Source organism: Blautia massiliensis (ex Durand et al. 2017), assembly GCF_051861785.1.
GTDB classification, from domain to species: Bacteria; Bacillota; Clostridia; order Lachnospirales; family Lachnospiraceae; genus Blautia_A; species Blautia_A luti_A.
In genome coordinates, this window is sequence record NZ_CP146725.1 from 2,562,865 (window position 1) to 2,584,686 (window position 21,822).

Below are 21,822 nucleotides of genomic sequence, written 5' to 3' on the forward strand. Positions count from 1 at the left end.
CGTGTGAACACTTTTCTTGAAGTTTTTATGCGGAGAAGAGAAGAACTGATACAGCTTCTTCTGGAACATATCCAGATGACTTCGGCAGCAGTGCTGATTTCCATATGTATCGGTATTCCTCTTGGAATTTTTGTAACAAAGAATAAAAAAATCTCTTCGGTTGTGATAGGTATTGCGAATATCATGCAGTCTATTCCGAGTATCGGCCTTCTTGCTTTTCTGGTTCCGGTAGTGGGAATCGGACAGAAACCGGCGATCATAATGGTCATCATTTATGCCCTGCTCCCTATTATAAAGAATACATATATCGGAATTACCGGCATACAGCAGTCGGCCATTGAGTCAGCCAGCAGTATCGGCCTGACGAAATGGAGGATTTTGTACAAAATACAGATTCCTATCGCAATGCCCTATATTATGGCCGGTGTGCGTATTTCTGCAGTAACAGCTGTTGGAACCGTTACCATTGCTGCTTTTGCAGGTGCGGGAGGCCTGGGATGGCTGATTAATCTGGGTTTAAATGCCAATGATGCAGATCTGGTACTTCTGGGAGCACTGCCAGCCTGTTTTCTGGCTCTGGCAGTAGATTTTGTTCTCGGAAAAGTAGAAAATGCACTGACACCGGAAGGGTTGAAACCGGTAGATCAGATTACAAACCGTACAAAAGCAGAACGGAAAAAGCGCACAGCCATAGCAGTCTGTCTTCTTGTTTTGATCCTGGTAGTTCCATGTTTTGCTTCTGTATACAGTGTATTTCAGAGGAGAGAGGATAAGATCGTCGTTGGCAGCGAGAATTTTACAGAAGCCCTGATACTGGGAAATATTTACAGTCAGCTGATTCAGGATCAGACAGATATCAAGGTTGAAGAAAAGTTTAATCTTAATGGTACCATGATCACCATGTCTGCCATGGAACGGGGAGATATTGATACATTTACCGATTATACAGGTGTGCTGATCTCAAACGTCCTGAAAGAAGAGATGTATTCAGACTCCAAAGAAGTTTATGATAGGGTAAGATCGGGGATGGAAGAAAAATATGATATGCAGGTATCCAATTCTCTAGGCTTCAGCAATACCTACGTATTTGCAGTTACTTCGGAAACAATGGCACAGCATCACCTGACAAAGGTTTCTGAACTTTTGGAACAGGCAGATAGCCTGAAGCTGGGCTGCACGACAGCATTTACCCAGCGTGAGGATCTTTTGCCAAAGCTGAAAAAAGAATTTCAGGTGTCTTTTAAAGAAGTGAACGGTCTGGAAGGAAATATCCGTTACCAGGCGCTCATATCCGGAAAAGTAGATGTGACAGATGCTTTTGAGACCGATGCAGTGTTGAAAAAGATGAACCTTGTAAAATTGGAAGATGATATCGAGTTTTTTCCACCTTATCAGGCTGTGTCTGTTACCAGAAATAAAACCTTGGAAAAATATCCACAGCTGCAGGAAGTTATGGATAAGATGGAAGGAACAATCACTACAGAAGAAATGATGGACATGAATTATAAAGTAGATGTAGAGGGAAAAACTCCGAAAGAAACAGCTGTGGAATTTTTAAAAGAAAAAGGAATGATAGAGTGAAATTTTAAAGCGGTCTGAAATCAGGCCGCTTTTTTAGTGATTTTTTGTGAAAATCTCACCTTGACATAAAGCCTTCCTCCGGGTGTATCATAGTGCTGTGTTAAAGGATGGTGATATAAGTAACTAAATATATTGCAAAAAGATATTAAATGTGTTTAAATATACTTATGGAGGTATATTATGGACACATCAAATATCACAAATTATAAACCAAAAGATTTTGCTGAATTATTAGGTGTTTCTGTAAAAACGCTTCAGAGATGGGACAGAGAGGGAATCTTAAAAGCAAACCGAACTCCAACAGACAGGCGTTATTACACATATGACCAGTATCTTCAATTTAAAGGTATAAATATAGAACCTGATAAACGAAAAGTTGTTATTTATGCAAGAGTATCTACCAAAAACCAAAGGGATGATCTTCAAAATCAGACAGCATTTCTGCGTCAGTTTTGTAATGCCAGAGGAATGATCGTAGACCAGTGCATGGAAGACTATGGAAGCGGACTTAATTATAACCGCAGGAAATGGAATGGATTACTGGACGAAGTCATGGAGCAGAAGGTCAAAACCATAGTGATCACGCATAAAGACAGATTTATCCGTTTTGGATACGACTGGTTTGAAAGATTCTGCATGAAATTCCACACAACGATACTGGTGGTGAACAATGAAGAACTGTCACCACAGGAAGAACTTGTACAGGATATTATTTCCATCCTTCATGTATTTTCCTGTAGATTATATGGACTTCGTAAGTATAAAAAACAGATAGAAAAGGATGAGGAGATTGCTGAAGAGCTTCAGGACAGAGATCAATCCTACAGAAGAGCAGAAGATCAAAATACATAAGACAATCGGCACATGCAGATATATTTATAATTTCTACCTGTTTCATAATAAAGAACGTTATGATGCCGGTGAAAGATTTATGAGCGGCAAGTCGTTCAGTGTATGGCTGAACAAAGAATACCTTCCAGGGCATCCGGAATATTTCTGGATCAGAGAAGTCAGTTCCAAATCGGTAAAGAATGCAATCGAAAATGCCTGTACCGCTTTTTCAAGATTTTTTCATCATCAGAGTAGTTTCCCGAGATATAAGAAAAAAGGAAGATCTGATGTAAAAATGTATTTTGTAAAGAATAATTTCAAAGACTGTCTCTGTGAACGTCACAGGATCAAGATCCCAACACTTGGCTGGGTAAGGCTGAAAGAAAAAGGTTACATTCCGGCCTCTAAGGATGGATATGTGATCCGAAGCGGGGCAGTTTCCATGAAAGCAGGCAGATATTATGTGTCTGCACTTGTCGATATACCTGCTCCGGAAGCAGACGGAAATTTCACTGATGGGATCGGAATTGATCTGGGGCTGAAAGACTTTGCAGTTGTGTCAAATGGAACTGTATACAGAAATATCAATAAAACAGCACGGATCAGAAAACTTGAGAAACAATTAAGACGGGCACAGCGAAAGCTTTCCCGTAAATATGAGAATTTAAAGAAAGGAGAGACCACTCAAAGAGCAAATATATGCAAACAAAAGCTTAAAGTACAGAAACTTCATCATCGGATAGAAAATATCCGTACAGATCATATCAACAAGGTAATATCTGAGATAGTGAAAACTAAGCCGTCTCATATAACGATCGAGGATCTGAACATATCCGGGATGATGAAGAACCGGCATCTCTCAAAAGCAGTTGCGTCCCAGAAATTCTATGAATTCCGGACAAAATTGAAAACAAAATGTGCTGAATATGGAATCGAACTGAGGGTAGTTGACCGATGGTATCCATCTTCCAGGATCTGCCACTGCTGCAGCTGTATTAAAAAAGATCTGAAACTTTCAGACAGGATCTACAGATGCACATGTGGATATATTGAGGACAGAGATCTCAATGCAGCACGGAATCTGAGAGATGCAGAGACTTACGAAGTTGCATGATCCCGCAAACGTAAGTATGTACCGAAGGCTATTTCGGGAATTAACGACTGTGGAGTGTACTTAGGATCTGTGAGTAGAGATAACTCCGGTTACTCAAAAGCATACACAAAGAAACAGTAAGCGGTATTCGTGAGAATCCGCATTATCTCGATGTGAGTATGTTTAATCACATTTTGAGTGGCAGGTAGACTATTATGTTTGAGACATTACAGGAGAAGACGGAAGAGAAAGCAATGGTACAGTTTCTTGAACGCTTTACAGATTATCCATTTCTGGTAAAGTTCAAGAATTCCGAGCATCACATCGGAGAGGGTGAACCTACATTTACGGTGAATTTTAAGAAAGCGATTCCTCTGGCGGATCTGATGAAGAGCACATCCCTTGCACTGGGTGAGGCGTATATGCGTGGGGATCTGGATATCGAGGGAAATCTTTATGAAGCGCTGGATCATTTTCTGGGTCAGATGGGGAAATTTTCTACCAATGAATCTGCTCTGAAAAAGATCATGTTCAGTTCAACATCCAAGAAGAACCAGGAAAAGGAAGTGACCAGCCATTATGATATTGGAAATGACTTTTATAAACTTTGGCTGGATGAGACTATGAGTTATTCCTGTGGGTATTTTATCCATGAGGATGATACGTTGTATCAGGCACAGGTAAATAAAGTTGATTATATTCTCAAAAAATTACATCTGGAAGAGGGTATGAGTCTTCTGGATATCGGCTGTGGCTGGGGCTTTCTGCTGATCGAGGCAGCTAAGAAATATAAGGTTCATGGTACCGGTATCACCTTAAGTCATGAACAGTATGCAGAATTTCAGAGACGGATCAAGGATCAGGGTCTGGAAGATTATCTTACGGTAGAGCTGATGGATTACCGTGATCTGCCGAAGAAGGAGTATCAGTTTGACCGTGTTGTCAGTGTCGGTATGCTGGAGCATGTTGGACGTGATAATTATCAGCTGTTCCTTGACTGTGTGGAAAAGGTTCTGAAGCCGGGCGGACTGTTCCTGCTTCACTTTATCAGTGCCCTGAAGGAGCATCCGGGTGATCCGTGGGTCAAGAAATATATTTTCCCGGGCGGAACTGTTCCGAGCTTACGTGAGATCCTGAACCATATGGCAGAGGACAATTTCCATACCCTGGATATCGAAAATCTCCGTCTGCATTACAATAAGACATTGCTTCACTGGGAAAAGAATTTCCGGGACAATATTGAAAAAGAAAAGACTATGTTTGATGAAGAGTTCCTGCGTATGTGGGATCTGTACCTGTCAGCATGTGCGGCAACCTTCCACAACGGAATTATCGATCTTCACCAGATCCTTATGACAAAAGGTGTGAATAATGATCTGCCGATGACTCGCTGGTATTGATAAAAGCCTTTACAAACTTGCCGGAAAGGAATATCATACTTTTATAAAACTATTTATAAAAGCAGATAAGAGGTTTCATATGGCAGGAAAAGCAGAGAAAAAGAGTAATACCAGATCTAGGATCATCAGCTACGTAATGAATCATCAGAATACGTCAAAGATAGAGATCTCCAGGAACCTGAATATAAGCATGCCTACCGTGCTTTCCAATGTTAATGAACTGCTGGACAGAGGCGTACTTGTGGAAACGGGAGAATATGCTTCCACAGGAGGCAGAAAGGCAAAGAGCATAGGGATCAATCCTTCTTACCGATATGCTCTGGGAATCCGGATCACAGCAAATCATGTGGGTATGACGTTGGTGAATATGAGGGCCGAAATTGAGAAGATGGATCGCGTCAGAATGAAATTTTCTCCGGATGCCTCGTACTGTGTGGAGCTGTCTGCACTGGTAAAAGGATTTTTGGAAGATATGGAAGCTCCGGATAAGCTTCTTGGGATCGGGATATCCATTCCAGGGATCATCAGCCGGGAGCAGCACATGGTTATAAAATCCCATGCGCTTCAGATCGAGAATTACAGTCTCAGCTTTCTGGAGCAGTCTTTTTCCTGTCCGGTTTATTTTGAAAATGATGCCAATGCCGCTATGATGGCAGAGGATATCCATCAGTATCAGAATGCGATCTATCTTTCACTGAATAATACACTGGGAGGTGCTTTCTGCATTGACGGAAAGCTGTTTACGGGACAAAATCAGAAAGCCGGAGAATTCGGACATATGATCCTTGTACCGGGCGGGCGCAAATGCTACTGTGGAAAAAAGGGTTGTGCGGATGCGTATTGTGCGTCCAGCACACTGACAGCCGGTGAATATGAATCTCTGGAATTGTTTATGGAAGCGCTCGCCAGTGGAAAGAGCGAGGCGAAGAAAAAATGGGAGGAATATCTGGACAATCTGGCTGTGCTGATCTCCAATCTCCGCATGGCCTATGATATGGATATTATCCTTGGTGGAGAAGTCGGTGGATATCTTTCAGATTATATGCTGCCCCTTGGGGAAAAAGTGCTGAAATATAACGGCTTTGACCGTGATACCAGATATCTGAAAAATTGTACGTACCGGAAAGAGGCCTCTGCTGTGGGCGCAGCGAAATATTTTTTCAATCGGATCGAGTAAGTGCCCTGTACGCTTGTGAACAGCGATAGGCAGAGGGGAACTTCTGAGCCTGACATGTAAATTTATAATAGGATAAGCCAACAGAAACGAAGCCTGTGGATTCAGCATATGAGTACAGAAAGGATGATCGAAGTTTCTGAGGGTTTGCCAAATTAGTTGAGGGTCAGTCGTGAGAGGCTGGCCCTTTTATAGTGCCTGTTTTTGAGGGGTGGCCCTCAAAAACTTTGATTATCCAGCTAATTTTGTAAGTATTTCACAATTGAAATGTAAACGTTTTCCTATAAGATATAACCATAGAATTCTTCCGGAGGAATTTTAAATATGGCAAATGTAGATATTAAATTTATCGCGAAAAAAAGCGGGTGTTCGATTGCTACAGTTTCCCGTGTTATCAACCGTTCCAAACCTGTCAGCGAAAAGCTGCAGAAAAGAGTGGTAGATACCATCAGAAAGTACAATTATAATCCCAGCGTCCACGCACAGTATCTGGCTGGTAAAAAGTCAAAGCTGTTCGGCTTTATAATGACAAACTACATCAATCAGTATCAGCTTCTTTTGTTTCGGTATCTGAATGAGTTTGCATGTAAGATGGGATATGGCTGTATTATCCGTTATTGCAATTCTGGATTTGAGGAAAAACTGGAAGCATTAAGAGAACTGGAGATCAGAGGGATCGAAGTCTGCTTTAGCCTTTTTCTGCTTTCGCGGGAAGAGGAAGCGTATATAAAAGAACATTTTAGGATTAAAGTCTGTCATATGCAGTCACCGGAAATGCGCTTGAACATCATGGAAAAAAATGAAAGCTCTGTCTATGAGGCCGTATGCTATCTTGCCCAGCTTGGCCACAGAAGGATAGGGGGTATCTTTTGCATTGACGAAATGGATGACAGTTTCCTTATTGCAAGGAAACGGGGATTTTTAAGAGCTGTAAAGCAGATGCAGCTGGATCAGGAAGAATCCCTGATCGGTCAGATCCATGGAGACTATGAAAAAAGCAGTCTGATTTCTGTGATAGAGAAGATATTTGTACCTCAGAAGCTGCCAACGGCATTGTTTTGTTTTAGCGATGAAGTTGCGATAGAGGTAATGTCCTGGATCATGAAGCATGGTTACAGAGTTCCGGAGGACGTATCTGTAGTTTCGTTTGACGGTATTCCGTTTGCGGAACGCATAACGCCCTCACTGTCTACGATCAGTCAGCCGATAGAATATCAGGCAAAAAGTATCATAAACGGCATGCTGTATCTACAGGATGGAGTCGAGAGACTATGTGATGAAAAGGAAAATGAATATCTGCTGCAGATCCGTGACAGTGTGGGGATTCCTGGTCATTATGAAAAATAGGAGGAAAAATATGAAAGCGAAAAAATTAATTGCCGCTGGTATTGCGGCATCAATGTCACTGCTGACTCTTGCAGGATGCGGAACAGCCGGAAATACTGGCAATTCCGGAGGAGACACTGCCAAAGAAGATACCGTCAAGGAAGATACAGCCAAAAAAGAAGAAGATACAGCCAAAAAAGATACAGACGAAGAAGATACAGGCTCTGTATATTTCCTGAATTTTAAATCTGAGCTTTCCGCTGAATGGGAAGAAGTAGCAGGAAGCTTTACAAAAGAAACCGGAATCAATATGAAAGTAGTTACGGCAGGAAGCGGAACCTATGAGCAGACATTAAAATCCGAGCTTTCCAAAAAAGAAATGCCGACACTTTTCAATGTTAACGGACCGATCGGCTATCAGACCTGGAAAGATTACTGTGCTGATCTGAAGGATTCCCAGATTTATGAATGGCTGACTGACAAAGATATGGCGATCACAGACGGAGATGGCGTATATGCTATACCGTATGCGGTAGAAGGATATGGAATCATCTACAATGATGCAATTATGAAGAAGTATTTTGCACTTCCGGATAAAGCAGTTGATATTTCAGATACAAAAGAGATCAAAAATTTCGACACACTTAAAACTGTAGTAGAGGATATGACAAAGCATAAAGATGATCTTGGGATCCAGGGAGTTTTCGGATCTACTTCATTTGCTCCTGGAGAAGACTGGCGCTGGCAGACACATCTTATGAATCTTCCGATCTACTATGAGTATAAAGATGATGACGTAGATAATCTGGATGAGATCAAATTTACATACAATAAGAACTTCAAAAATATTTTTGATCTTTATCTGAACAATTCATGTACAGAGCCAACTATGGTCGGTGCTAAAAATGTTGAGGAATCCATGGCAGAATTTGCAATGGGCGATGTGGCTATGATCCAGAATGGAAACTGGGGCTGGGCAATGATCTATGACCTGGATGGAAACGTAGTCAAAGAGGATGATATTAAGTTCCTTCCGATCTACACAGGAGTAGAGGGAGAAGAAAAACAGGGACTCTGTGTTGGAACAGAAAACTATATCTGTGTAAACAGCAAGGCTAATGAAGCTGACCAGAAAGCTTCTCTGAAGTTCCTTGAGTGGCTGTTCAACAGTGAAAGCGGAAAAGCATACTGTAATGGAATCCTTGGAATGATTCCTCCGTTTACCACATTTGGAGAGGATGAAAGACCGGATAACCCGCTTGTACAGGATATGCTGACTTATATGAACGATGATTCTTTATACACGGTCAACTGGGATTTTGCAACATTCCCGAGCCAGGAATTTAAAAATCAGCTTGGAAGCTATCTCCTTGAGTATGCACAGGGAAGTATGGAATGGGATGATGTAGTGAAGAAGACAATCGACTGCTGGGCATCGGAGAAAGCTCTGATCGCACAATAGTAGAAGAGCATGGGCAGAGACAGAAATGTTTCTGCCCTGTGTAATAAAAGAGAGGTTTGTAAAAGATGGAAAAAGCTTTTAAAAAGAGATTTGTGATATTGGTACTGCCAACACTGATCGCATTTACAGTTGCATTTATTATTCCATTTATACTGGGAATTTATCTTTCATTTACTAAATTTACGACTGTGGCAGATGCACAGTGGGTTGGACTGAGCAATTATATAGTTGCATTCCAGGATAAGGATTTCCTGGCTTCTCTCTGGTTTACCGTTAAATTTGTACTTGTAAATCTTGTGACTATCAATCTGATCGCTTTTGCGCTGGCCTATGTGCTGTCGAGAAAGCTCCATGGAACAAATATTTTTCGAACAGTTATATTTATGCCAAATCTCCTGGGCGGAATCGTACTTGGTTATATCTGGCAGCTGATCATCAATGGTGTTCTTGCCTTTTTCAAAACAACGCTTACTGTGAAGGCATCATACGGATTTTGGGGAATGGTGATCGCCATGAACTGGCAGATGATCGGATATATGATGGTTATTTACATTGCGGCTATCCAGAATATTTCAGAGGATGTAAAGGAAGCAGCTCTTATCGATGGAGTAAACCGGAGACAGATGGTTACAAAGATCATCCTGCCTCTGATCATGCCTGCAATTACGATCTGTCTGTTTATGACAACGACAAATGCATTTAAAATGTTCGACTTAAACCTTGCTCTGACAGCAGGACTTCCGGGAAAATCAACTTCGCTGGTTGCACTGGACATCTATAATTCATTCTACAACAGGATGGGATATGAGGGAATAGGACAGGCAAAAGCGGTGCTGTTCTTGCTGATCGTAGCTGCAATCTCAGTAACGCAGCTTGTTGTCACACGGCGTAAGGAGGTTGAAAGCTGATGAAAAACAAGAAAAGCGAAATAGCAATGATCGTAATTCTTACAGTGATCTCGGTTTTATTTATTGCCCCGATCATTATTGTATTTATGAATTCCTTTAAGAGCAAGCTGTATATCAACAGTACACCGTTTGCACTTCCTAATGCTGACTCCTTTGTAAAAATGGCGAATTATGGAGAGGGTCTGATCAAGACTGGTTTTATACAGGCATTTTTTATTACTTTATTTATAACTGTAGCATCTGTGGTCCTTATTGTTCTGCTGACTTCGATGACAGCATGGTATCTGGTACGTGTAAAAAGTCATTTTACAAAGGTACTGTATTATCTGTTCGCTTTTGCAATGATCGTACCGTTCCAGATGGTTATGTTTACTCTTGTTAAAGTGTCAAATATGTTTAATCTGGACAATCTGATCGGCATTGTGTTTATCTATGTAGGATTTGGCGCCGGCTTGTCAGTGTTTATGTTTACAGGTTTTATCAAATCAATCCCGGTTTCTTTGGAAGAAGCGGCAATGATCGATGGTTGTTCTATTATGAAAATCTACTTTAATGTCGTGCTTCCTGTGATACGTCCTACTGTCATGACAGTTGCGATCCTGAATGCCATGTGGATCTGGAACGACTATCTGCTTCCATATCTTGTAATTGGCTCTGAATACAAAACGATCTCTGTGGCAATCCAGTATCTTAGAGGAGGATATGGCTCTATCGATCTGGGACTTATGATGGCTATGCTGGTGCTGGCGATCATACCAATCGTTATTTTCTATATGGTCTGCCAGAAATGGATCATACAGGGAGTAATTGCCGGAGCAGTAAAGGGATAAGGAGACTAGCATGAAAAAAGTATTATACGAGGAATTACTTCCGGAAGAATGTGTACAGAGGATAAAGGAGATGCCGGTTGCCTATCTGCCACTTGGCACACTGGAATGGCATGGTCCGCACATGCCTCTTGGAGCTGACGGGATCCAGTCAAAAGAACTGTTTGTCCGGGTGGCAGAAAAAGTCGGTGGCGTAGTGCTTCCGATGCTGTTCATGGGACCTGACCGTTTCTTTGATGATCGGGGAACTGTATTTTATGGAATGGATATCAATACAGAGGGCGCACTGAATACCTATTGTGCCCAGCAGATGAAGGGCAGTGCTTACTGGATGGAAAAAGAACTGTTTCAGGATCTGCTGCGTAGTATTTTTGCACAGCTTTCCAGAGCAGGAGTCCGCATCGTTGTGGGACATGGACACGGTCCGTCAACAAATGCATTTCAGGAAATGAAGAAAGAGGCAGAAGAAAAATACGGACTGTGCATTATGACAGCATGGACCTATGCGGATGATGAGAGACTGAAATATCAGAATGATCATGCCGGAGCAAATGAGACATCTATCGTAATGGCTGTTCGGCCGGAACTGGTCGACTTTGGACAGGTAAAAGAAGATGAGAGTAATCTGATCGGTATCGCAGGACGTCATCCGGTCAGAGAATCATCGGAAGCATTCGGAAATGAAATTCTGGAATATACAATGAAAACATTGATCTCAGGTATTGAAAAGGAGTACAAAACAATAAAAGAAAGATAGATACGGATTGTTTTGGACTGTCTTATAAAGAAATATCTCTACTGGAAAAGTAACAGATGATCGAAGTTCCTGAGGGTTTGTCGAATTAGTTGAGGGTCAGTTGTGAGAGGCTGGCCCTTTTATATTGCCTGTTTAAGAGGGGCTGGAATAATTCCAGGCCCTCTTAAATGATTAGTCAAAAGGATTAAGGATTACATGAAATGAATCAACGACTGAAACTGCATTCGGAAAATATTTTTTCACATAAGAAATATATAGATTATACATATCAGAAATAAGATATTCCATTCACCGATAATTATGAAATATGCATAAAAATAAAGCTGCAAACTTGTTCAATAAGTAGAATCAAAGAAAATTGTCTTGACAGATCAGGAGAAAAGAACAATAATATAATTACTTTAATAAAATGATTAATAAAAGATAATATATAATATAAAGAAATTAAAGGAGGAGAATAAGATGCTTCAGCAGGTAATGACAAATCCCGGAGAGATTATTTTCAGAGAGGTTCCGGTTCCGGAAGTGGGAGATGACCAGGTGCTGGTTAAGATCATGAACATTGGTATCTGCGGATCTGATATCCACGTATATCACGGTAAGCATCCTTTTACAAAATATCCGGTAACACAGGGCCATGAAGTATCCGGTGAGATCACGGGACTTGGAAAGAATGTGACAGGATTTAAGGTAGGACAGAAGGTAACCATCGAGCCTCAGGTATACTGCGGACATTGCTATCCATGCCGCCATGGAAAGTATAATCTCTGCGAGGAACTGAAGGTTATGGGCTTCCAGACAACAGGAACTGCTTCTGAATTCTTTGCAGTAGATGCATCTAAGGTAACACCGATTCCGGAGGAGATGTCTTATGAGGAAGGTGCAATGATCGAGCCGCTGGCAGTTGCAGTCCATGCCGTGAAGCAGATGGGCGATGTAAAAGGGATGAACATCACAGTGATCGGTGCAGGTCCCATCGGAAATCTTGTTGCGCAGACAGCCAAAGGAATGGGGGCAGCCAGGGTTATGATCACGGATGTCAGTGACCTTCGTCTTGCAAAAGCAAAAGAGTGCGGCATTGATATCTGTGTAAACACAAAGGAGAAAAATTTCGGAGAGGCACTGGTAGAGGCGTTTGGTCCGGATAAGGCAGATGTGATCTATGACTGTGCCGGAAATAACATCACCATGGGACAGGCCATCCAGTATGCGAGAAAAGGCAGCGTGATCGTACTGGTAGCGGTATTTGCGGATATGGCAACCGTTGACCTTGCTGTTGCCAATGACCACGAGCTGGATATCAAGAGTACTATGATGTACCGTCATGATGATTATGTAGATGCCATTGATCTTGTAAATGCGGGAAAGGTTCATTTAAAGCCGCTGATCTCAAAGACATTTAAGTTCACAGATTATCTGAAGGCTTATCAGTATATTGATGAGAATCGTGAGACAACCATGAAGGTTATCATCAATGTGCAGGAGAAATAATTTCTGAAGATTATAAGTGCTATAAGAAAAACTCCCGGATGTTTGGCTGTATGGACATTCTGAAAGCTTCGTATTCTGGAGCGTTTTCCATTTTAAGTTCCTGTAGAGTTTGAAAAAATATGTTTTATGGGGTTTTTATGTTTTGATGATGTGGTATAATTTGTATATACCGGTGGGAGTGATCAATCGTTTGTTTTTGGATGGACGGTCGGATGAAGTGCAGTGTGTGATGACGGATGTAAAATGGCGTCAGAAGCTGTATGATGAGTATGAACTGTAACAAGTGATATGAGTATGCCGAGGAGAAAATAGCATGGAGAATATTTTTCACAGAGTAAGTATCCGTAAATATGAAGATAAACCCGTAGAGAAGGAAAAAATCCTTCAGATCCTGAAAGCAGGTATGCAGGCGCCAAGCGCATGTAATCAGCAGCCGTGGGAATTTTATGTTGTGACAGATAAGGAGAAGATCCTGGAGCTTTCCAAAGCCACTCCCTATTCCGGATGTGCAGCAGGTGCACCGGTTGTGATCGTTCCGGTATATCGGAAAGAGGGACTGCCTGTTCAGGACATGGCACAGATCGATATGTCTATCGCACAGGAGAATATCTGGCTGGAAACGGATGCACTGGGACTTGGCGGCGTGTGGATCGGAATTGCACCGCTTAAGGATCGTATGGCGTTGGTCCATGATATTCTGAAGCTTCCGGAGAATGTGGAGGTATTTTCTCTTTTTGCCCTGGGGTACCCGGCAGAGAGCAGAAAGCAGCAGGATCGTTTTGATAAGAGCAGGATCCACTTTGTAGAATAAAAAAAGCCTTCTTTGAGGAAGATAACATCCGGAAACAGAAGAAGTCTGAATGTAGTGAAAAATACCAATAAATCCTCTGAAAATTTGTGCAGAACGCATTTTGCATGACCGGGATTTTTACGATAAAATGTAAGTATAAGAACTGAAAAACTGAATTAAAATGAAAGAGGTGAAGGGTATGAAGGAATATGAGATCATTATTGAAACCATTAATCCCTGCGGCGGCGATCGTCATTCTCAGCAGGAGATCATTGAAGCAAATATCGAGAGCCCGGAAGCTTTCGTAAAAGAAAAAGGAAGATTTCCGATCATTGATAAGATCGAGAATCCCGATGGCGGAGTTGTGATCGTAACCGGTGACGGAAAAGGATACATGGTAAGATATACATTTTCTGAATAATGGATAATGCGGCGTATGTGACGGAAAACGGATCGTAAAGCAGAGCTGAGATCAGATCGGGCTTCGTTACATACGCCGTGTTTTGGCTTTTACCTAAAAAATGCATAAAAAAACATATGCAAATTTATAAAATATATATAAATTATTTGTTGAATTTTTATAAAAAAAGGAGTAAAACATTAGATAAATAAAAAAGAGAAATGCATGGAACAGGACAGATCATAAGAAGCAGACCGGATCACAGAGAGCCGTAGCTGGTGAGAAGCGGCAGAAGGTATTTTGTGATATCACCTGGGAGCATCCCGCTGAATAGAAAGGTTAAGTAAGCAGGGACGTAGTCTTCACGTTACAGAAGAGGCTGTTTGAAGAGACAGCATTAAGTGGTTGTATTTAGTGATAAATATGAGAATACAAAGTGGTACCACGGAACATTCCGCCTTTGTTATCCGAAAGGATAGCAGGGGCTTTTTTAATATATAAAAATACAAAGGAAAGAGAGTTGATATTATGAACGGAATAACAATGATGATCATAGCCATTGTAGTTCTCGGAGGCGCATATCTTCTGTATGGCCGTTATCTCCAGAACAAATGGGGCATTGATCCGAAAGCAAAAACTCCGGCATACGAAATGGAGGACGGAGTTGATTATGTACCGGCTGATACAAATGTAGTATTTGGACATCAGTTTGCATCCATAGCAGGTGCAGGTCCCATCAACGGACCGATCCAGGCCGCAATTTTCGGTTGGCTGCCGGTTCTGTTATGGATCCTCATCGGTGGTGTATTTTTCGGAGCTGTGCAGGATTTTGCATCCATGTATGCATCCGTAAAGAATAAAGGACGTACTATCGGATATATCATCGAAGCGTATATCGGAAAGCTTGGAAAAAAATTATTTCTTTTATTCTGCTGGCTGTTCTGTATTCTGGTCGTTGCCGCATTTGCAGATGTTGTAGCAGGAACCTTTAACGGATTTGTCGCAAATGATGCAGGAACAGTTACAAAGGTAGCGGCAAACGGAGCTGTTGCAACCACTTCCATGTTATTTATATTTGAGGCTGTTGCACTTGGATTTTTCCTTAAATATACAAAATTCAACAAATGGGTCAACACTGCAGTCGCAATTTTACTGCTGGTAGCAGCAATTGTGCTGGGACTTAATTTCCCCATGTATGTAAGTCTTGGAACCTGGCATATCATCATTTTTGTATACATCCTGATCGCCAGTGTCGCTCCTGTATGGGCGCTGCTTCAGCCACGTGATTATCTGAACAGCTATCTGCTCATTTTCATGATCGTCGGTGCGGTTATCGGTGTATTTGTTGCCAATCCTTCCTGTAACCTGAAGGCATTTACAAGCTTTAACGTAGACGGACAGTATATGTTCCCGATCCTGTTTGTAACCATTGCCTGCGGTGCTGTTTCCGGCTTCCATTCACTGGTATCTTCCGGTACTGCATCCAAGCAGATCAAAAATGAGAAAAACATGCTTCCTGTTTCCTTTGGAGCAATGCTGATGGAAAGTATGCTTGCCATCATCGCACTGATCGCAGTTGCATCCTTTGCAGACGGTGAAGCAGCAGCACAGGGACTTACAACACAGCCGCAGATTTTTGCAGGTGCTATCGCAAACTTCCTTTCTGTAGTTGGCCTTCCGCATTCCCTGGTATTTACCCTGATCAACCTTGCTGTATCCGCATTTGCACTGACCTCTCTTGATTCTGTAGCCAGAGTCGGACGTCTGTCATTCCAGGAATTTTTCCTTGATTCTGATACAGATGAGGAAAACATGAGCCCGTTCCTGAAGGTAGTAACAAATAAATATTTCGCAACAGTCATTACACTGGTACTTGCCTACATGCTTACAAAGGTCGGCTATGCTGAAATCTGGCCGCTGTTCGGCTCCGCAAACCAGCTGTTATCTGTACTCGCTCTTGTAGCCTGTGCAGTATTCTTAAAGAAAACAAAACGTCAGGGCTGCATGCTCTGGATCCCGATGGTATTCATGATGGCAGTTACCTTCACAGCACTTGGCATGACCATCACAAAGCTTTCAAAGGCACTGGTAACAACAGGGCTGGATCTTGGAAATACCTTACAGCTTGTATTTGCAGTATTACTGCTGATCCTTGGTGTACTGGTAGCGATCCAGGGCGTGAAGAAGCTGCTTGAGAAAACAGATGATAAAAAAGCAACGGCATAATATTTTTATATCAGATAAAAGGGGCTGTCGGTAAATAACGTTTTGTAGAGCTGACAGTACCAAACAAAAATATCCTGACAGTTACAGAGCTTTCTGGCGCTGCAACCTGCTCTGGAACTATCTATTTCCCGACAGCCCCTTTGCTATTCATAAACTGAGAAGCAGATTGCAAAAATCCGCCTGACCTAAAGCCGGCAAGTTACTAACAAGAGTATGAAGATTTTCCTGACTATCAAGGCTGCATAAAAAATCCCGGACCTTTTATATTAAACAGAAGAGAGGAGATTCCCGCAAGTAGTTCCAGGTGGGCAGACGGATCATCCAGAGGAAGTCCGAAATCCTCCTGCATTTTACGAATCCGATAAAGAATTGTGTTGCGATGTGTGTAAAGCGCATCGCATGTTTTTTTTAAGGAGTGGCAGCTGACAAGATACCAGTAAAGTGTTTCACAGTACTGGGTTTTCTTTTCCTGATCATAAGCAAAAATACGATAAAGGGACGGAGAAATCAGTTCTTTATGAGCGGCAGTGCTTTTTAACATAAGAGCTGTTCTCATCTGAGAAACTGTAGATATACAGCTCTCGTGGTAACGCTCATCAAGCATAAGAGCCAGTGCATTGCGGGCAGTACTGTAGAGAGAAGGTAGGTCAAAAAGTCTGTGTATGGAATCTGAAATAATGATTTTTAAATGAAATTCTTCTGCAAGTGAAGAGAACAGATCCAGTTTCTGATCTTTTTGCAGAAACAGAAAAATATCGTCTTTATAGATAAAAGCGTGAGAAAGAGGAAAACGGGTACGGAGCTCTTCTTTTAAATGTCGTTTGCCAAGATATCGGCTGTGGTAAGCTGTGAGGTTGATCAGTGCAAAAGCGGAAGGGTGAAAATCTGAAAGGTATGTATTGGCGCTCTGGAGCTGAAAATATGCTTCAGATGAAAAACCGCCATCCAGAAGGTTTATAAGAATGTCTTCAGCGGTTTCGAACATCTTGTTCTGACGACTGGCTTGTATAAACATCTGCTTTGCTAGGATCATTTCTATAATATTCCATGTTTTCTGTGAAATTTCAGGAAGATTTTCATTAATATCCACACAGATAAGGTATCCGAGGCATACTCCGGCACTGTTCAAGGGTGCAAAACGTCGCAGATAAGCACTGTCTTCCAGCCTGATGTAGTCGGGCACTCCGGAGCGGAGAGCAGGACTCTGGCTGATAATCGCGCTGGCTTCATAAGTAATCTGTCCACACTGCACGGCATTCTGAAAAAGTAAATCGGAAAAATGTGTCGGCATGTGATGAGCAGTAACATGGAAGGTGTCGTCCAATATCAGGAGAGGACAGTCCAGTACTGCCCCAATATCAATGGCCAGCTGTCGTAAGTCATCCTGCAAGAAAAAATCTGTTATAAGTGTATCTAAGTTGCCAAATTCCAGTTGCAGTTCGTTCATAATATGCACTCCTTTTTCCTGTGCTGTCAGCACAAATCCTTTTCTGTTATTGTAGCGGTGGTTTATTGTTTTTTCAAGTAAGAAGAGTAGAATATAAGGCGTAAAAACGAAGAAAGAAAAAAGAACCTGATTCGAAAAGCAGTATTCGGGTACGGTTGTTGCCGGACAACAGGATTTAACATATATGAAACATAATTAAATACATGAAAGGAAATGGAGGAATTATTATGGTATCCAGTATTTTTGGTGAAAACATGTTCGAAGATTAAATTTGATGAAAACCGATGTTCGCGAAGATGAAAAAGGCTATGAGCTAGATGTTGATCTTCCCGGATTCAAAAAAGATGAGATCAGTCTTGAAGTTAAAGACGGATAGCTGACTATCAGTGCTCAGAAAGGTCTTGATAAGGATGAGGAAGATAAAAAAGGTCGTGTTCTTCGTCAGGAACGTTATACAGGTGTCTGCTCACGTAGCTTTTATGTTGGAAATGTGAAACCGGAGGATGTAAAAGCAAAATATGAATCAGGTGTTCTTTCCATTGCACTTCCGAAAGAAACTCCGAAAAAACTTCCTTCCAGTAGTACAGTTACTATTGAATGACCAGGCAGTATAAGAGCCTGCTAGCTGTGACTATTCAAACATCCGGCAGGCTTTTTAATAAAGTTGATAAAGATGTGTGAGAAACGAGGAGATGTTCATTATGAAAAAATATGTATGTGAAGTATGTGGCTATGTATATGATCCATCTGTTGGCGATTCGGATAACGGAGTTGCGCCGGGAACAGCGTTTGAAGATCTGCCAGATGACTGGGTATGTCCGCTCTGTGGAGTAGGAAAGGATGAATTTGTTCCGGAAGAGTAAATGCTTATAACAGTACAACAAGGAGAAGATTATTATGATGAAAAGATTGAGAGCAATGCGGGAGCCTCTTAAATATGTACAGGGTAGAGATGCGCTGTTACAGTTTAAGAAAGAAATGGGTTATATGGGAAAAAGATGGCTGTTTATCTGTTCACGAAGTGGATATAAAGCAAGTCATGAAAAAATCGAAGTAAGCTTTGGTTCATCAGATGATTATCGGAGATATGAGATATTTGGAGGAATTTCCAGCCACAGTGAGATCAATAAAATGAAGAAAATTGTAACTGAAGAGCATATAGATGCAGTTGTTGGCGTAGGCGGAGGAAGTGCAGTTGATACGGCGAAAGCAACCGCTTATTATACTGGCAGACATGTTATTATCATACCAACGGTTGCAGCAACCGATGCACCGTGTACCGGACTGTCCGTTATTTACAATGATGATCACAGTTTTGATAAATATCTATTTTATCCGACAAATCCGGATGCGGTTATGGTGGATACCAAGATCATTGCTAATGCACCAGTTAAATTCCTTGTTGCAGGAATGGGAGATGCACTTGGAACATATTTTGAAGGACGTGCATCCCTGCGTACAGAATCTGCAAGCCTGGAAGGGACAGGTATCACGCGTGCAGGAATGGCACTTGCAAAGTTATGCTATGAGACTCTTCGCCAGTATGGCAGACAAGCACTGGAGGCATGCAGGGTGCATGCGGTAACACCGGCATTGGAATCAATTGTGGAAGCAAATGTATATCTGTCAGGTGTAGGAGCAGATAATGTAAACTGTGCAGCTCCTCATTCTTTTTATAATGGAGTGACAGCACTTGGAATCAAGCATGCAGATCATGGCTGTTGTGTTGCATTTGGAACACTGGTTCAGCTTGTGCTGGAAGGGGCATCAAAAGAAGAGTTTGAAGAAGTGCAGAATTTCTGTCTGGAAGTAGGACTTCCGGTAACGCTTGAGGAGCTTGGTGTAACAACAGAGGATCAGGTAAAAATGATCGCTCAGAAGGCATGTGTACCAGGCGAAACCATTCATAATCTTGCAGGTGATGTACAGCCTATTGAGCTGTATGATGCGATTCTGCAGACGGATGCAATAGGTAAGCTGATACTTGGAAAATAATTTTCAGGTCAGAAAAAGTTAATGCTATTTCTGTAAGTACTGGGATGTGTTGGTATTATGTTTTCTGCGAGGGAAAAAAGAATAAACAGCAGGCGCAGGATGATTTATGCTCCTTTGCGCCTGCATTCATTGGGAGTCATTCAGAATTGCTTTTTAACAAATGTAGCAAGAATTCCACATCTGAGAACATCTGCTGGCAATTGAGCAGGAAGCCCCCCCACTTGAAAATCTATAAGATCTAAGTGATGGAAGTATGTCACAGGAAAGCTTTGCATATAATAAAAAAATGTATCAATGGAAATGAAAGCCTTATGCCAGACCAGAAAATAGAGAATCTTCTTAATCTCGCCATGAATGCCCTGCCGCAGGAACGGGCGAAATCAGAAAATCTGAATGTGGGATATGATCCTACCACCAGGCTGTGGGATGTGATCGTGAAGTACAGTGGCCCGGAAAGCGGACTTGGTGGTGAGCGGATCCAGGTGGTCCCGCTGCTTGGTGGTTATGCAGTAGTGACACTGCCGGAATCGGAAATTGCTGCATACTCAGTCAGAGAGCAGATCGAGTTTATAGAAAAGCCCAAGAGACTCTACTTTGAGACCTTTGAAGAGCGGGAGGCAAGCTGCATTTTACCAGTGCAGAATGGAGCCGATGGCTTAACCGGCGAAGGTATTTTGGTGGGCATTGTGGATTCCGGAGTGGACTATTTCCATCCGGATTTCAGAAATGAGGATGGCAGTACCCGGATCCTGCGACTGTGGGATCAGAGTGTAGCTGGAAATCCACCGGAAAACTATGTATCAGGAACTGAATATACGAAAGAAGAAATTGATGAGGCGCTTGCACTCGGGGAAACCGAAGGCAGGCGCCTTGTTCCGTCTGGGGATTTCAGCGGACATGGAACAGCAGTTCTTGGAATAGCAGCAGGAAATGGGAGAGCATCGGAGGGAGTGAATCGAGGCGTTGCGTATAGAAGTGATCTTCTGGTGGTAAAGATGGGAAATCCACGGGAAAATTCATTTCCGCGGACAACGGAGCTGATGGAGGGTATTGATTACCTGATACGGCAGGCAGTGAAGATGAGAAAACCGATCGTTATAAACGTCAGCTTTGGGAATAATTATGGTTCTCACAGAGGGGATTCTCTTCTGGAAAACTATATTGATACAGTTGCGGCCATGGGGCGGACTGTGATCGTTACAGGAACCGGAAATAACGGTAGCCAGCCCTGGCATGCAGGAGGAATCTTGCAGCAGGGGAAAACAGAAGAGATCCAGCTGGCGGTGGGAGCTTTTGAGCCCACATTAAATGTACAGTTATGGAAGGATTATGAAGATGAGATGGAAATTTATCTGGAAAGTCCGTCCGGAGAACGGATCGGTCCATTATATGAAAGGCTGGGGCCACAGCGGCATCTGCTGGAAAATACAGAGCTTTTGATCTATTATGGAAAACCCGGTCCCTATCAGCTGTCCCAGGAAATCTACATAGATTTCATTCCTGAGGGTAATTATGTGGACAGTGGTGTCTGGAAAGTTCTTTTAAGTGGAAAACGTGTGCGCTCCGGACAGTATTTCCTCTGGCTGCCGGGTGGAAATGTACTGAACCGCGGAACCGGGTTTTATTCTCCGCGGGCTGTGGGAACTTTGACGATTCCTTCCACTGCCGGAAAAGTTATTTCTGTTGGAGCTTATGATTCCAGACAGAATGCCTACGCAGATTTTTCCGGAAGGGGAAGTCAGTTCCTGCCGATCCGGAAGCCTGACCTCGCAGCTCCCGGTGTATCCATCTCCGCCCCGGTTCCCGGCGGAGGCTACGCCACTGTCACCGGAACCTCCTTTGCGGCACCCTTTGTCAGCGGAAGCGCAGCTCTGCTTATGGAATGGGGGATCGTGAAAGGAAATGATCCGTTTCTTTATGGGGAAAAGGTGAAGGCGTATCTGAGGAAAGGCGCACAGAGTGTGGGCGGATATGAGGAATATCCGAATGTGGAGGTGGGATGGGGACGGTTGTGTCTGGCAGAGAGTATCCCATACGGCATATCCTGAACATATAGAAACGGACAGGATTTTCAGATACGAGCCTTATGATCCTGACATTGATATGAAGATGCA

Annotated in this window: 19 protein-coding genes and 1 pseudogene; 18 read left to right on the plus strand and 2 right to left on the minus strand. The window is 42.4% G+C overall.

Features of this window, described 5'->3' with window-relative positions:
* Positions 1-3: 3 nt before the first annotated feature.
* The 10 genes from V9W66_RS12120 to V9W66_RS12165 all read left to right on the plus strand — a co-directional run bounded on the left by V9W66_RS12120 (position 4) and on the right by V9W66_RS12165 (position 11,359).
* Complete coding sequence (locus V9W66_RS12120) at positions 4-1,581, plus strand: ABC transporter permease/substrate-binding protein (RefSeq protein ID WP_207705797.1); 1,578 nt, start codon at positions 4-6, stop codon at positions 1,579-1,581.
* 195 nt (positions 1,582-1,776) lie between these two features.
* A complete protein-coding gene (locus V9W66_RS12125) occupies positions 1,777-2,433 on the plus strand; it encodes an IS607 family transposase (protein WP_439362996.1) in 657 nt (218 codons plus the stop codon).
* The gene (locus V9W66_RS12130; protein ID WP_439362782.1) at positions 2,363-3,526 is read left to right on the plus strand and encodes an RNA-guided endonuclease InsQ/TnpB family protein; all 1,164 of its coding nucleotides are present in this window, start codon (positions 2,363-2,365) and stop codon (positions 3,524-3,526) included. The genes V9W66_RS12125 and V9W66_RS12130 overlap by 71 nt, the downstream gene beginning before the upstream one ends.
* Before the next feature lie 194 nt (positions 3,527-3,720).
* On the plus strand, positions 3,721-4,905 hold the full coding sequence (locus V9W66_RS12135; RefSeq protein WP_144100581.1) for an SAM-dependent methyltransferase: 1,185 nt from the start codon (positions 3,721-3,723) through the stop codon (positions 4,903-4,905).
* A gap of 79 nt (positions 4,906-4,984) precedes the next feature.
* Entirely contained in the window at positions 4,985-6,082 is a 1,098-nt protein-coding gene (locus V9W66_RS12140; protein WP_144100583.1) for an ROK family transcriptional regulator, read from the plus strand.
* Between the two features lie 321 nt (positions 6,083-6,403).
* Positions 6,404-7,426, plus strand: coding sequence for a LacI family DNA-binding transcriptional regulator (locus tag V9W66_RS12145; RefSeq protein WP_144094056.1), 1,023 nt, complete (start codon positions 6,404-6,406; stop codon positions 7,424-7,426).
* A 10-nt stretch (positions 7,427-7,436) separates the two neighbouring features.
* Complete coding sequence (locus V9W66_RS12150; protein ID WP_144100584.1) at positions 7,437-8,867, plus strand: ABC transporter substrate-binding protein; 1,431 nt, start codon at positions 7,437-7,439, stop codon at positions 8,865-8,867.
* Between the two features lie 65 nt (positions 8,868-8,932).
* On the plus strand, positions 8,933-9,775 hold the full coding sequence (locus V9W66_RS12155; protein ID WP_144094106.1) for a carbohydrate ABC transporter permease: 843 nt from the start codon (positions 8,933-8,935) through the stop codon (positions 9,773-9,775).
* The gene (locus V9W66_RS12160) at positions 9,775-10,605 is read left to right on the plus strand and encodes a carbohydrate ABC transporter permease (protein WP_144094105.1); all 831 of its coding nucleotides are present in this window, start codon (positions 9,775-9,777) and stop codon (positions 10,603-10,605) included. Before V9W66_RS12155 ends, V9W66_RS12160 begins: the two co-directional genes overlap by 1 nt.
* 10 nt (positions 10,606-10,615) lie before the next feature.
* Positions 10,616-11,359 carry a creatininase family protein gene (locus tag V9W66_RS12165; protein ID WP_144094104.1) on the plus strand — a complete coding sequence of 248 codons (744 nt, stop codon included), beginning with the start codon at positions 10,616-10,618 and terminating at the stop codon, positions 11,357-11,359.
* A gap of 171 nt (positions 11,360-11,530) precedes the next feature.
* On the opposite strand, the gene V9W66_RS12170 is transcribed toward V9W66_RS12165, so the two are convergent.
* Positions 11,531-11,647: a transposase gene (locus tag V9W66_RS12170; RefSeq protein ID WP_144100586.1), complete on the minus strand. Its 117-nt coding sequence runs from the start codon at positions 11,645-11,647 to the stop codon at positions 11,531-11,533.
* Positions 11,648-11,821: 174 nt separating this feature from the next.
* On the opposite strand from V9W66_RS12170, the gene V9W66_RS12175 reads away from it, so the two are divergent.
* From V9W66_RS12175 to V9W66_RS12190, 4 genes are all read left to right on the plus strand, one after another.
* Entirely contained in the window at positions 11,822-12,850 is a 1,029-nt protein-coding gene (locus V9W66_RS12175; RefSeq protein WP_144100589.1) for a zinc-dependent alcohol dehydrogenase, read from the plus strand.
* 313 nt (positions 12,851-13,163) lie between these two features.
* Positions 13,164-13,661, plus strand: a complete 498-nt coding sequence (locus tag V9W66_RS12180) for a nitroreductase family protein (RefSeq protein ID WP_114001788.1) — start codon at positions 13,164-13,166, stop codon at positions 13,659-13,661.
* 178 nt (positions 13,662-13,839) lie between these two features.
* Entirely contained in the window at positions 13,840-14,061 is a 222-nt protein-coding gene (locus V9W66_RS12185) for a hypothetical protein (RefSeq protein ID WP_059086708.1), read from the plus strand.
* A gap of 507 nt (positions 14,062-14,568) precedes the next feature.
* On the plus strand, positions 14,569-16,266 hold the full coding sequence (locus tag V9W66_RS12190) for a carbon starvation CstA family protein (protein ID WP_021652743.1): 1,698 nt from the start codon (positions 14,569-14,571) through the stop codon (positions 16,264-16,266).
* Between the two features lie 232 nt (positions 16,267-16,498).
* On the opposite strand, the gene V9W66_RS12195 is transcribed toward V9W66_RS12190, so the two are convergent.
* A complete protein-coding gene (locus tag V9W66_RS12195) occupies positions 16,499-17,713 on the minus strand; it encodes a PucR family transcriptional regulator (protein ID WP_144093692.1) in 1,215 nt (404 codons plus the stop codon).
* Positions 17,714-17,963: 250 nt separating this feature from the next.
* Here V9W66_RS12195 and V9W66_RS12200 point away from each other — a divergent pair.
* The 4 genes and pseudogenes from V9W66_RS12200 to V9W66_RS12215 all read left to right on the plus strand — a co-directional run.
* A pseudogene (locus V9W66_RS12200) lies at positions 17,964-18,314 on the plus strand (Hsp20/alpha crystallin family protein); the annotation flags it as partial.
* Positions 18,315-18,414: 100 nt separating this feature from the next.
* Positions 18,415-18,576, plus strand: a complete 162-nt coding sequence (rd, locus tag V9W66_RS12205) for a rubredoxin (protein WP_144093693.1) — start codon at positions 18,415-18,417, stop codon at positions 18,574-18,576.
* 37 nt (positions 18,577-18,613) lie between these two features.
* The gene (locus V9W66_RS12210; protein WP_144093756.1) at positions 18,614-19,708 is read left to right on the plus strand and encodes a glycerol dehydrogenase; all 1,095 of its coding nucleotides are present in this window, start codon (positions 18,614-18,616) and stop codon (positions 19,706-19,708) included.
* A gap of 311 nt (positions 19,709-20,019) precedes the next feature.
* Entirely contained in the window at positions 20,020-21,756 is a 1,737-nt protein-coding gene (locus tag V9W66_RS12215; protein ID WP_144100591.1) for a S8 family peptidase, read from the plus strand.
* The last annotated feature ends 66 nt before the right edge of the window (positions 21,757-21,822 follow it).